Annotated in this window: 12 protein-coding genes and 2 pseudogenes; 4 read left to right on the forward strand and 10 right to left on the reverse strand. The window is 60.6% G+C overall.

The features are described from left to right. Nucleotides 1–80: 80 nt before the first annotated feature. The gene (locus QFZ91_RS34800; RefSeq protein WP_429570006.1) at nt 81–1,334 is read right to left on the reverse strand and encodes an ABC transporter substrate-binding protein; all 1,254 of its coding nucleotides are present in this window, start codon (nt 1,332–1,334) and stop codon (nt 81–83) included. A 77-nt stretch (nt 1,335–1,411) separates the two neighbouring features. Further along, entirely contained in the window at nt 1,412–2,551 is a 1,140-nt protein-coding gene (locus QFZ91_RS34805) for an ABC transporter ATP-binding protein (RefSeq protein ID WP_429570007.1), read from the reverse strand. Between the two features lie 204 nt (nt 2,552–2,755). Between QFZ91_RS34805 and QFZ91_RS34810 the strand changes: the two genes are divergently transcribed. Next, nucleotides 2,756–3,772 carry a LacI family DNA-binding transcriptional regulator gene (locus tag QFZ91_RS34810; RefSeq protein WP_429570008.1) on the forward strand — a complete coding sequence of 339 codons (1,017 nt, stop codon included), beginning with the start codon at nt 2,756–2,758 and terminating at the stop codon, nt 3,770–3,772. A 62-nt stretch (nt 3,773–3,834) separates the two neighbouring features. Here the strand turns inward: QFZ91_RS34810 and QFZ91_RS34815 are convergent, their stop codons facing one another. Then, nucleotides 3,835–5,010, reverse strand: coding sequence for an L-rhamnonate dehydratase (locus QFZ91_RS34815; RefSeq protein ID WP_368715991.1), 1,176 nt, complete (start codon nt 5,008–5,010; stop codon nt 3,835–3,837). 31 nt (nt 5,011–5,041) lie between these two features. Continuing rightward, on the reverse strand, nt 5,042–6,385 hold the full coding sequence (locus QFZ91_RS34820; RefSeq protein ID WP_429570009.1) for an MFS transporter: 1,344 nt from the start codon (nt 6,383–6,385) through the stop codon (nt 5,042–5,044). Between the two features lie 136 nt (nt 6,386–6,521). Between QFZ91_RS34820 and QFZ91_RS34825 the strand changes: the two genes are divergently transcribed. Then, nucleotides 6,522–7,457: a LysR family transcriptional regulator gene (locus QFZ91_RS34825; protein ID WP_429570010.1), complete on the forward strand. Its 936-nt coding sequence runs from the start codon at nt 6,522–6,524 to the stop codon at nt 7,455–7,457. 106 nt (nt 7,458–7,563) lie between these two features. On the opposite strand, the gene QFZ91_RS34830 is transcribed toward QFZ91_RS34825, so the two are convergent. From QFZ91_RS34830 to QFZ91_RS34840, 3 genes and pseudogenes are all read right to left on the reverse strand, one after another. Beyond that, nucleotides 7,564–8,016, reverse strand: a complete 453-nt coding sequence (locus QFZ91_RS34830; protein ID WP_176379623.1) for a hypothetical protein — start codon at nt 8,014–8,016, stop codon at nt 7,564–7,566. Continuing rightward, nucleotides 8,000–8,563: a lysozyme gene (locus QFZ91_RS34835; protein ID WP_429570011.1), complete on the reverse strand. Its 564-nt coding sequence runs from the start codon at nt 8,561–8,563 to the stop codon at nt 8,000–8,002. Before QFZ91_RS34835 ends, QFZ91_RS34830 begins: the two co-directional genes overlap by 17 nt. Further along, a pseudogene (locus QFZ91_RS34840) lies at nt 8,563–9,011 on the reverse strand (hypothetical protein). The gene QFZ91_RS34835 and the pseudogene QFZ91_RS34840 overlap by 1 nt, the downstream one beginning before the upstream one ends. Before the next feature lie 210 nt (nt 9,012–9,221). Here QFZ91_RS34840 and QFZ91_RS34845 point away from each other — a divergent pair. Further along, nucleotides 9,222–9,323 (forward strand): annotated as a pseudogene (locus tag QFZ91_RS34845) (RraA family protein); the annotation flags it as partial. A gap of 59 nt (nt 9,324–9,382) precedes the next feature. Beyond that, a complete protein-coding gene (locus tag QFZ91_RS34850) occupies nt 9,383–9,796 on the forward strand; it encodes a hypothetical protein (RefSeq protein ID WP_429570012.1) in 414 nt (137 codons plus the stop codon). Nucleotides 9,797–9,818: 22 nt separating this feature from the next. On the opposite strand, the gene QFZ91_RS34855 is transcribed toward QFZ91_RS34850, so the two are convergent. From QFZ91_RS34855 to QFZ91_RS34865, 3 genes are read right to left on the reverse strand one after another with little or no spacing between them, the layout of a single operon-like run. Next, nucleotides 9,819–10,154 carry a hypothetical protein gene (locus tag QFZ91_RS34855; RefSeq protein WP_368596892.1) on the reverse strand — a complete coding sequence of 112 codons (336 nt, stop codon included), beginning with the start codon at nt 10,152–10,154 and terminating at the stop codon, nt 9,819–9,821. A 35-nt stretch (nt 10,155–10,189) separates the two neighbouring features. Continuing rightward, nucleotides 10,190–11,275 carry a sugar-transfer associated ATP-grasp domain-containing protein gene (locus tag QFZ91_RS34860; RefSeq protein WP_429570013.1) on the reverse strand — a complete coding sequence of 362 codons (1,086 nt, stop codon included), beginning with the start codon at nt 11,273–11,275 and terminating at the stop codon, nt 10,190–10,192. 2 nt (nt 11,276–11,277) lie between these two features. Next, nucleotides 11,278–12,660: an undecaprenyl-phosphate glucose phosphotransferase gene (locus QFZ91_RS34865; RefSeq protein WP_429570014.1), complete on the reverse strand. Its 1,383-nt coding sequence runs from the start codon at nt 12,658–12,660 to the stop codon at nt 11,278–11,280. Nucleotides 12,661–12,679 lie beyond the last annotated feature (19 nt).

A 12,679-nucleotide genomic window follows, 5' to 3' on the forward strand; every position in this document is an offset into this window, starting at 1 on the left:
AAGGCGGAGTTGATCCGGAAGCAGGACCCAGAAGCAGGACCCGCAAGCCGGCCGCACTCACGCGGCCGGCACCGTGGGACTTACTTCTGGTAGATGCGCTTACGGGTCGCTTCGAGATGAGCGAGCACGCTGTCGAGTTGCGACGGATCGCTGTAGAACTGCTGCATGGCCTTCATGCCTTCGTCGGCCATTTCCTTCTGCATGTCGCGATCGTAGAACTGCGCGATGCCGCCCTTCGTGTTCGCGAGCGTCTGGAAGCCGACCTTCGAAATCGCATCTTCAGGCGGAGCGGCCTGACTGTTCGACGGCAACTGTCCCCAGCCCTTTGCGAGTTCCGCGTTGATCTTCGGCGTCTCCATGAACGCGAGCAGCTTGCGCGCGTCGGCCTTGTTCTTTGCCTTCGCCGGAATCAGCAGCACGTTGACGGGACCGTCTTCTGCCATCGGCACGTTTGCGTCGATCACCGGAAAGCGGAAGAAGCCGATCTGATCCTTGACGGACGGCGGGAAGCTCGCCGAGAAGAACGTGCCCATCAGCATCATCGCGGCCTTGCCGTTGTTCAGGATCGGGCCGATCGAATCGACGTCGTACGACAGCGCGTTGTCGATGAAGTCTTTGTTGTCGAGCAGCGTCTTCCACGTCGTGTAGACCTTCTTGACGCGCGGATCGGTGTACGGAATTTCGCCGGCCATCAGCTTCTGATGGAACTCGTTGCCGTTGATGCGCAGATCCAGATAGTCGAACCACGCGGCCAGCGTCCAGCTATCACGTGCGGCCACCGCGATCGGCGCGACACCGATCGCCTTCAACTTCTTGTCGGCTTCGAGCAGTTCGTCCCACGTTTTCGGCTCGCTCTTGATGCCGGCCTTCTCGAACAGATCCTTGCGATAGAAGAAGCCGTACGCGTCATAGCCGAGCGGCGCCGCATACTGCTTGCCCTTGTACGTCGATGCGTCCTTGACCGACGCATACTGCTGCGACCAGCCGTTCTTCGCCCAGTCCGAGCTCAGATCTTCGAGCAGACCACGTTGCGCGTAATAGGCCATCCGCTCGCCGTCGTGCCACGACACGACATCGGGCGGATCGGTGGCGAGCCAGCCGCCCATCTGCACCTTGTACGCTTCCTCGGTCACGTAGGTGATTTTCAGGTCGATGTCGGGATTGGCTTTCTTGAACTGATCGAATGCGTCCTGCCAGGTCGAGCGCTGATTACCGCGCGCCGATACGTTGACGTTCAGCGTAGCCGCGTCGACCACGGCACTGCCGAGCGCGCCGGCCACCACGGCGGCGGCGATCGACACCAGGGCAAGACGGCGAAGGCGAAGAGCAATCATCCATGTCTCCTTGTCTACCTTGTTGACCGGCTACGCAGCGTGGCCGGCGATGTAACCCGCTCTATGGCGGAATTCGGTCAGGCGGCCGCGCGTTCCGGTTCGAACGTGCTACGCCGCAGCGCGAGTCCCTGTTCGTCGAACAGATGGCAAGCAGCGGGCGGCACGTGAACGCGGATGCGTTCGCCAGCGACGAGCGGCGTATCGCCGGGCGCTTTCGCGATCAGCGTGCCGCCTGCATGGTCCGCGTGGATATAGCTGTGCTCGCCGAGCCGCTCCGACAGCACGGTCGCGCACTGAATGAACTGTTCGTCGCCGTCGAGCCGCAGATGCTCCGGGCGCACGCCGAGCGTGACGCGCTGGCCGCGTTGCAGCCGTTCTCCATCGACGTCCGCGACGAGCTTTTGCGCGCCCGCCGCCAGCGCCACCGTCACGCGGCCCGGCTCGATCGATTCGACCGCTGCATCGATGAAGTTCATGCGCGGCGAGCCGATAAAGCCCGCGACGAAGCGCGACTTCGGCTGGTGATACAGCTCGAGCGGCGCACCGCTCTGCGCGATGCTGCCGAAGCGCTCGGCATCCGCGCCCGCATGCAGCAGCACGATGCGATCGGCGAGCGTCATCGCTTCGATCTGATCGTGCGTGACGTACACCACGCTCGCGTTCGCGAACCTCTGATGCAAACGCGCAATCTCGACGCGCGTCTGACCGCGCAGCGCGGCATCGAGATTCGACAGCGGCTCGTCGAACAGAAACACGCCCGGCTCGCGCACGATCGCGCGGCCAATCGCGACGCGCTGCCGCTGACCGCCCGATAACGCTTTAGGATGTCGATCGAGCAGGCTGTCAAGTTGCAGAATCCGCGCGGCTTCGCGCACCTTGCGCTCGATCACGTCCTTCGGCTGCTTCGCGAGCTTCAATCCGAACGCCATGTTGTCGAACACGGTCATGTGCGGAAACAGCGCATAGCTTTGGAACACCATCGCGACGCCGCGCTCGGCGGCCGGCACGTCGTTGACGAGTCGGCCGCCAATATGCAGCTCGCCTTCGCTGAGGTCCTCGAGACCGGCGATCATCCGTAGTAAGGTTGACTTGCCGCAGCCCGACGGGCCCAGGAACACGCAGAACTCATGCTGCGCGATCTCCAGATTCACGCGCCGGATCACCGGCGGATGCTCGCCGTAAGCCTTTTGCACATCGCTCAAACGAATCGTCGCCATGCTGTTTCCGCCTGCATTTAACCGCTTAAATTTTCGCCGAAATAAAACGCCCGGGCCTTGTGCGGGCGGCATTTAATCGCTTAAATTCGAGTGCAACGGAAAAAGTCATGGCAGGTGTCTCCGTTACGTTTTTGAGAAAGTTAGCAATGTCGCCGTTCGTTTGCAAGATTTGAATTGACCTCCCTCAATCTGGGATGACCCAACATGGTCACGTTGTCCGAAGTCGCGAAACGCGCGCAGGTTACCGCCGCCACCGTCTCCAACGTGCTGCGCAATCGCGAGAAAGTCCGCCCTGAAACGGCTGAGCGCGTGCTGCAGGCGATCGCCGAGCTCGGCTATCGGCCGAACCTGAATGCGCGAGCGCTCGCCGAAGGCCGGTCGTCGACGCTCGCACTGATGCTGTCGAACATCTCGAACCCGTTCTATCCGGAGTTCGTGCTCGCCGCCGAGCGCGCGGCGCGCAAGACCGGCCATTTCCTGATGGTTTGCAATACCGACGACGACGCCGAAATCGGCCGCGCGTATCTGAATCAGATCGCCGGCACGCTAGCCGACGGCGTGCTCGTGATGAACACGGACATCACGATCAACGACCTGTGCGCATCGGCGACACCTAGCGCGCCGATTCTGCTTGCGATGTGGGAGCACCCAGAGTCGCCGCCCGCGCTGCCGTGCATTGCGGTCGACTTCGCGCGCGCGGGCGAATTGGCCGCGCGGCATCTGCTCGGACTCGGCCATCGCGAGATCGGCTTGCTGATCGGCGACGGCTGCGGCGGCTTGCAGGACGCGCGCTCGAACGGTTTTCGGGCGGCGATGCGCGCGGCCGGCATCGAAGCCGACGCCGCCGCGGTGCTGCAAATTCGCGACTCGATCGACGCCGGCTTCGCCGCCTGCATGGAGCTGATGGCGAACCGCCCGCAACTGAGCGCGATCTTCGCGACCAACGACCTGCTCGCGATCGGCGCGATCCAGGCGTTGATCACGCTCGGCCGCTCGGTTCCCGGCGACGTGTCGGTGATCGGCATCACCGACATTCAGCTCGCGCATCAGGTGCATCCGGCGCTGACCACGGTCGCGATTCAAACCGCGGCTGTCGCGGAGTTGTCGATCCAGAGTCTGATCCGTTTGATCCAGACGCCGGAGCGGCAGCCGTCGATGGTGCTCGGGCCGCCGCCCGAGCTGGTGGTGCGTGCTTCGACCGGGCCGCGCAGGAAACGCTGACGCGCCTTAGCTAGCTCGCTCCATCGCCGTCAGCGGACGATACTTTCCTCAGGTCTGTCGATTCATTCGACGATGTTGAAATCGGCAAGATACTTGTCGCTCAACTGGATGCCCAGGCCCGGCAGGTCGTCCGACAGTTGCAGATAGCCATTTTCCGGTTGCGGCTCGCCTTCGAAGATGTAGTAGAACAATTCGTTGCCCACTTCGACGTCGAACACAGGGAAGAACTCCGACATCGGACTCGCGGTGCTTGACATCGTCAGGTGATAGTTGTGCATCTGCCCCGCGTGAGGGATAACCGGCACCGACCACGCTTCTGCCATCGCATTGATCTTGCGCGCCGCCGTGATGCCGCCCACGCGATTCGTGTCGTACTGGATCACGTCGATCGCGCGGCGTTCGAGCAGATCCTTGAAGCCGTAGCTCGTGAACTCGTGCTCGCCGCCCGACACCGGCATCAAGTTCATCTTCTTCAGCTCCTGATAGCCTTCGATGTCGTCGCCGATCACCGGCTCCTCGATCCAGCGCGGATTGAATTCGGCGAGGCGCGGCAGCATTCTGCGCGCGTATTCGAGCGTCCAGCCCATATAGCATTCGAGCATGATGTCGACTTCGTCGCCGGCCAGTTCACGCAACAGACGCACTTGTTCGATGTTTTTCGCCATGCCTTTCGGGCCGTCTTTCGGGCCGTAGCCGAAGCGCATCTTCATCGCGGTGAAGCCGCTGTCCAGGTATCCTTGTGCTTCGCCGAGGAACGCATCGCGGTCGTCGTTGTTATAGAGCTTCGACGCGTAACACCAGATCTTTTCTTTCGTGCGGCCGCCGAGCAGCTTGAACACCGGCTTTTTCACGGCCTTGCCCATGATGTCCCACAGCGCGATATCGATCGCGGAGATCGCCGCCATGCCGATGCCTTTGCGGCCCCAGGCGAGCGTGCGGCGATACATCTTCTGCCAGATGTACTCGTTGTCGAACGGATCTTCGCCGATCGCGATCGGCGCAAGGTATTCGTCGATGATCTGCTTCGCGATGCGCGGCGCGAGCGCGCAATTGCCGATGCCCACCGTGCCGTCGTCGCATTCGACTTCGACGACGAGCCAGCCGTGAAAGCGGAATGAACCCATCGCGTCGCCGCGCTCGTACAGAATATCGACCGCGTTCGTGCAGAAATGCGCTTGCGGCGGGACGACTTTGCCTTTCCACTCGAAAACACGTGTACGGATATGCTTGATCTTCATGTTCGACGATTTCCTTCTGAGAGTCGGTGAGTCAGTGGCCCGTGCGTTCGCCGAGCGGGCTATTGCGATGAGAGATGGAACTGGAAGCGGCAGCGGACGTGAAGCGGAACGTCAGCAGCAGCAATGCGCCGATCAGGCCGACCACCGCGAGCGAGAACATCCCCGCCTGCGACGAGCCGATCGCGCGCTCGGCCAGCCCCTTCAGGTTCGGTGCGACGAAGCCGCCGAGATTGCCGATCGAATTGATCAACGCGATGCCGCCCGCGGCCGCGGCGCCGCCCAGGTAACCGGTGGGTAGCGTCCAGAACAGCGGCTGCACGCAGACGAAACCGATCGCGGCGAAACAGAACGCGGCAATCGCCAGCGTCACCGAAGACGTCATCGCCGAAGCGGCAATGCCGAACGCCGCGAGCGCGAGCATCGCCGCGGCCCAGATACGGTGATGACCGTGACGGTCGGCGTAGCGCGTCACACAGAACGTGCCGATGATCGCGGCGATCCACGGAATCGCGGTCAGCAGTCCGACCTCGACGCCGACATGGCCGCCGCTCGCAAGCCCGGCGATGCGCGTCGGCAGATAGAACACGACACCGTACACGCTCATCTGTACCGCGAAGTAGATCAGGCCGCAGAACAGCACGCGCGAATCGCGCAGCGCCGCCAGCACCGAAGCCGGACCATGCGCGAGCTTCTTGCGGTCTTCCTGGCGCAACGCGTGATCGAGCGCATCACGCTCGTCGGCATCGAGCCAGCGCGCCTCGACGGGCCGGTCGGTCAGATAGAAGTAAGCGACGACACCCACCGCCGACGCCGCGAGCCCCTCGACGACAAAGAGCCACTGCCACGGATGCATGCCAAAGGGATTGCCCGCGTCTAGCAGCAGACCCGATATCGGGCTGCCGAGCAACAGCGCGAGGGGGAAGCCGAAATAGAACATCCCCATCGTCTGCGAGCGCGTTTTCGCGGGAAACCAGTTCGACAGGAACAGGATGATGCCGGGGAAGAAACCGGCTTCGGCGATGCCGAGCAGCGTGCGCAGCACATAGAAGCTCGCGGCGCTGTCGACGATAGCGGTGCACGCGGACACGATGCCCCACGTGACCATGATGCGGCTCATCCAGACGCGCGCGCCGAAGCGGTACATCAGCAGATTGCTCGGCACTTCGAACACCGCATAGCCAACGAAGAAAATGCCGGCGCCGAAGGCGAACGCCGCGTCGCTCAAGCCGGTGTCGGCCTGTAGCACGTTCTTTGCGAAGCCGACGTTCGCGCGGTCGATGAACGCCAGTACGTACATCAGGATCAGAAAAGGCAGCAGCCTCGTGCGCGCTTTGGTAATCGCGCTGTCGAGCGCGGGGCTCGCGGTCATCGTCATGCGTCGTCTCCAGTTTGGTCTTGTCAACGCGAACGGCGTCGCGATCGCCGTTCTGCGATAAGCGCTAGTGTGCGAAACTATCCGATAACTGACCACTGAATAATTCGTATCGGCCGATTCCTTAAAGTTATCGCTCATGATCCCGCCCGCCTCTACCATCCGCAAGCGTCTGCGCCTACGTCATCTGCAACTGATGGTCGCGCTGTCGGAAACCGAATCGCTGCGGCGCGCCGCGGACGATCTCGCGATGACCCAGCCCGCAGCGACCAAGGCCTTGCAGGAACTCGAAGACACGCTCGGTGTATCGCTGTTCGTGCGACATGCGCGCGGCATGGAGCCGACGATCTTCGGCGAGGCCGTGATGCGCTATGCGCGTGTCGTGTTCGAGGATCTCGACGAACTGCGCGAGGAGTTGGCCGGCATCGAGGCCGGCGACATCGGCAAGGTCCGCATCGGCGCGGTGATGGCGCCGTCGCCCGAACTGCTGACGCACACGATCGTCAAGCTGAAGGAGGCGCATCCGCGCCTGCAGATGGCGGTCACGATCGACACCAGCGACGTGCTGGTGCAGTCGCTGCAACAGGATCAGCTCGATATAGTGATCGGTCGGATTCCCGATGGTTTTCCGGCACTCGACCTGAGCTTCGAGACGTTGGCGGAAGAGGCGCTGTCGATCGTCGTGCGGCCCGATCATCCAGCCGTCAAAACAGGCCAACAAACGGGCACGCGGCCCAAGCTGGCGGACCTTGCGCGCTATCCGTGGATCGTCCAGCCGCATCCGAGCCCGATGCGCCAGGTCATCGATCAAACGTTTCGCGAGTCGCGGGTCGCGCCGCCGGTCAGCACGGTCGAGACGTCGTCGATTCTGACCACGCTGTCGTTGCTGCGCGATTCGGACATGCTCGCCGTGCTGCCGAGTTCGGTCGCGCAGTACTACGTCGCGCTCGATGCGATTGCCGCGGTCGCGACGCCGTTGCGCGGCCGGCTCGCACCGTATGGGCTGATTCTGCGCAGAAACCGGCGCGTCACGCCGGCGATGCAACTGGTCATCGATTCGATTCGTGCGGGGTGAGGGCTTCTGTGAAACGCTGCTATTCGACGTCTCGGAGGAGAAGAACTATTTCATCGTCGGTGTTCACGGTCGGCACAAATTCATCACGTCACTCTAGCAATCCTTGTTACCGACCTCTTCGAAGTAACCGATTGACTGCAGCACATTTTGGAATTTTTGACGTTTCCATATCTTCGGGACAAGACAGCCATTTATAGAACTCCAGTTCCTGCGAAGCGATATTTAAGCGGCATTCCGCAACCTGAAAACCCGTATCGGGAGCATAGCGATCACTCCACTCGTTAAACGAATAAGCAATCAATGTACAGTCCGATGACATTCTTTCATTCCAGATTCCAAAATTCTTGTCGAGAGCAATCTGTTTATCTCCAGTCGTACCTTTCCTGATGCCTCGATACAGCTTCTCTGCGTTCGCGAGAATTTTTTCTGTGTCGGCGTTGGTGCAGGCAAGAAAATCGTTTCGCGTTTTTGCCTTCTCTTCACATGCCGTATCCGCCAACGCTGAAATAGACGCCGATATCATCAGTACCGCCCCGATGGTTTTAATGGCTGTGGTCATAATTTCCTTCTTTGAAAAGACTGCCTTCTGAGCGACGACGCTTGATCAGTCCCCGCGGCCGCACACCGCCAGCCATCGTATATTCCAAAAATTTGGCCGGCACGCGGTCATAGTGACCCGAGTTAACAAGACTCAACAAGCCAGCGTTACCACTTGGAAGGTTATATACAAAGCAAACGAGCGCATCGTACTCGTACTGATATAGTGGAACGCGAATCTTTCTATTTAGAATGTGCTCAGGGTAATCAAGATCAAGCAGCAACAATTCTCGGGCCTCGGCAATTGTTATGCCATTGCGAAATTGCGCTTCAGACACCGCCCCTGATATTGGCCCCATATGAACCAGATGTCCATACCCAATAGTTGCATTACCTCCTTTACCTGCACCGTCGTTGTCGTAAACATGTGGCTTGAAAGCTTCCCAGCCTGCAATGAAAGTTATCCCTTGCTGCGATATCTTCCATGGCTTGCAGAGTCTGCCCGAATGGACAGTCACACATGAATTCGGATTGGTATTCGTTATCGCTGTTCCAAGTGCGTCGGGCATTACGCGTCCTCTCGGTGACCAAGATAAATAGATATGGATTGAGGGCCGTTCGTTTTGTAGCGTTTAGTGCGCCCCAAACCATCTGTAACGCCGTGTACGAGCGAACCAGACGGCAGACGAACCGTGTAATACGTGTCGCGGATAATCCGGCCGCCAGCATCTTTGAGTGTGTATTGCTCGTCGTGAGTCCGATCGTTCGACGTTAGCGCTGACTCTGCCTTGCGTTCGCGACAATTGCACGTCCATGCATATCCCAGGGCCTCGGCCATGGCGTAACCGGTTGGAAGCGAGCGGAGCTTATCGAATGGAAAGAACTCCCCAGTTTCGGCGTTCAAGGCCTTGCGGATGGCATTGGGGGAAAATTGGAATATATCGAATAGGTAATGCGGCAAACCCCGCATACTTCCTCCTCAACGCTCCAAGTGTTTTGCTGTCTCTGTTGCTCCATTGAAGTCCTCATCAGGTTTCGGGGTGATGCCCCGAGAATTGACACCTGAAACGGACCACGGTCAACCGTTTTAAATTGGGATAAGCCGTTTTTGACAACTATTTACAATGATGTCGCGTATCTTATTTTTATTGCATATCCTGCCTAGGCGGGGTGACTAGAAAAAGGCGGCATTGAGCCGCCCCTTGATCGTCAGGAATTGACGGCCCCGGCACCACATTGACGACCCATACACGCCCCGGCGACAATCCCGCGATTCATCGCGCGTTCGAATTCTGCCGCCCCGGCGACCTGCTCGTGATCGCCGGTGCGATTCGCGACGCAGCGCGACCGGATGATGAACGGCTCATGAACCCCTTGCTACTAGCTACATGGCGCACTACCTGAACACTGCAACCCTTCTCGAGCTCGCGCGCGCGGCGCAGCGGCGCCTGGAACAACAACCCGCCGCCGCGCCTTGCGAATGCACGCGCACTCCCCTCGACGGCTGGCAATCGCAACCGCTTTCACTCGACGAAACCTTGTTGGAGGAGATCGGCACGCTGATGCCGGAAGACGATCCGGAGCCGACCTTCAGCGAATATCTGCCCAATAAAACGAGCTACTGGTCGGCCGATGCGCCGATCGCGCCGCGCTATTTCCCGTACAACCGCTGCGGCGTATGGCAATGCTCGACGTGCGGGCGACTGTACTTGCGCTACGTCGAAGGCGGCGGTTACTTTGTCGACCGCAGGATTCGCGCGGTCAACGCGGATCTGATCGAGGACGTGCCGCTGCCCGCATAACGCGGTTTGCCATCGCCACGGTTCAGGCATCGTCCCTGTCCGCGCGTGCGACACCCAGCAGTTCCTTGACGCGCCGCGCGAGATTCGACAGCACGCTGTCGGGGCGCGCCGCAGCCTGCTGTCTATGCGGCATACGCTGCAAATCGTGCCAGTCGGTATCGAGCGCTCTGGCGTGACCGTCGGCGCTGAACGGCCATTCGACCACCACCGCGCGCAAACGCGCGGCACGCGAGCTTCTGTCGGCGCGATCGATATACGCATTGATCTCCGACGCCTCGTGCCGCGCCGATTCCTCCGAATCGACGGCGATGAAGTCGTTCAGCCCTTCGATGTGGACGCACCATAACTGTTCGCTCACGTCGCGTCTCCCGCTGCGTTTATTGTCCTGCCCGGTCAGACCGGTGGCAGCCGTCCAAAGTCAGGTTCGGCCCTGAGCCGTTCCCAGTTCAGATCCGCGAAGCACGGGCCTTGCGTCGCCTCGCTGAATTTGACGTCGTTGTGCTTGCCGTTCCACTCCATCAACTTGACCTGGTCGTTCGCGTCGACCGTGAGATCCCAGCCGATGCAGCGCGCAAACGGAATCTTCCTGTGCAGGCGCAGCACCGTCGCCATGCATTTGTCGAAACACGGAATCTTCACGCCTGCAAAGTGCACGCCCGAGTCCGGATGCGCCTCCACCGCGCCCCAGTCGCTCATATACCCAAAGTCGCACAGTTCGCCCGTCTCGAGATTGACCGACACGCATATTTCGCGATTCGCCAGCACATGCGTATCTTCGGCTCTGCCGAGGCGCAAGTAGCAGGCTCGAACGGAAATGCGGCCGGCGTCGTCGACCACGGTCGTGAAGCGCAACGTCGCCACCGGTTTCGAAGCAAACGCAGTGAACAAACTGTGCTGGTCGATGAAAGTCTGAATCACGCCATTGCCGAGCGACCTGATGACCACGGGGTCGAAGTTGGCACGGTCGAAGAAGTAGACACCATTGCCCTGTCCGGAACCGTCGAGCTTGAAGGCGACGCGCTCGGTATGCTCGAACACGACGTCCTTCAGGTCGCGCTCGGGTACCACGACGCTTTTGTCCGTAAAGAACAGCCCGTTGGCATAGTACGCAAGGTCCGGCAATTCGTCGCCGTCGAAGATCAGCCGTGAAATCGGCTTAAGGCTCGAAATCTTGCCGTACCAGCCTTTCAGATGCGGCACGACGACGATCCCATAGTAATTGTCCGGAATCCAGCCTTCCTTGAATGTGCCGCAAAACGCGGTATAAACGCGCAGCCAAGGCGCGTAGACCGGGTCGCCGAACACGTCCCGCGCATAGGCGTCCGCGAGCCGCAGGTTGTTCGGGTCGGCCTTGCCATATCTGCTTTCCAGTCGCTCCAATATTCTTCTCGCCTGCATGCCGTGATCGTGGTGAAAGCGGTAAAGCGAGACCCGCTTTGCTGATCGTCTCACTACGTTTTCAACTCCGGATAGCATCATGCTTAGTACGCGTTTGGATGATGAAGCCCCTTGAAAATCGTGGCCAGAATGATCTTCATGTCGAGCCAGAATGACCAGTTGCGCAGGTAGTACAGATCGTGTGCAACACGGCCTTCCATTTTTTCGAGGCGATCGGTCTCGCCGCGATATCCGTTGATCTGCGCCCAGCCGGTAATGCCGGGTTTGATCCGATAACGCTGAATATAGCCCGACACGATGTTCTGATAGAGATCGTCATGTTCGAGCGCATGCGGACGCGGCCCTACCACCGACATATCGCCGCGCAGCACGTTGAAGAACTGCGGCAGTTCGTCGAGACTCGTGCGGCGCAGGAACGCACCGACGCTGGTGATGCGTGGATCGCCGCGCGTCGCCTGTTCGAGAATGCCCGGCTTCTGCTCGTGCAAGCGCATCGTGCGGAACTTGTAGATCGTAAATACTCGGCCGTCGGCGCCTTTGCGGCGCTGCTTGAAGAACACCGGCCCGCGCGAACTCAGTTTGACCGCTATCGCGCAGCCCAGCAGGATCGGCGAGATCGCGATCAAAGCGACCAGCGCGAACAGACGGTCGAACAGGTCTTTCTGCACCAACGCGTTGGGCGGCAGCGGCGACGCGGCGAGATTGATCGTCGGCAAGCCGAGCAACTCGGTCATGCTGCCTTCGAACAGCGCAAGCGAGCGCACGTCGGGCATGAAGCGCACATTGATCAGGTCGTTGCGAAACTCCGCCACCAGGCTGAGAATCGCGCGCTCCTCGGAGAGCGGCAGTGCCAGCCACACTTCGCCGATCTGCTGCTCGCGCACGTAGCGAGCGAACGCGGACTGTTCTTCGAACATCTGCACCGACGGGTGCGGCGGCACGCAACAGTCGGGGTGCAGGTTATACAACGCATTCGCGCGAAAGCCGGCAGCGGGCGAGGTCTCGATCTTGCGAATGATCTCGTCACAATGATCGCCGCACGCCGCCACCGCGACCTGCTGCAAGTTCATCCCCGCATGGCGCATGCGGCCGAGCAGCGCATGCGTGACCAGCCGGCCGGACATCATCGCGGCGCCCGAAATGCCGGTCCAGTACACGAACCAGAGCCGCGACACGATGTCGATCCGGTGCAGCGAAAACATCAGCACCATCGCGCACGCCTGCACGACGAGCCAGCCGAGCGCCACCTGGCTCGCCAGCACTCTTTTCGAGCGGCCCCGCCAGGACTGGTATACGCCGAGCGCCGGAAAGACCGCAAGAGCAAACGCCGCGGCAAATGCGACGAACGCGAAATAGAAGCTCCGTTGCGAGCCGCCGTCGAAGCGCACCTGTGAGGCCGCGAAGGCCCCAGCCACGATCATCGCGACGTCGAACGCTCTCGCCAGCAGACCAGTCAGCAATCGCATCACAGCCCCCTCATAGGAC

It is taken from the genome of Paraburkholderia sp. JPY419 (assembly GCF_050435705.1).
In the GTDB taxonomy this organism is placed as follows: Bacteria; Pseudomonadota; Gammaproteobacteria; order Burkholderiales; family Burkholderiaceae; genus Paraburkholderia; species Paraburkholderia youngii.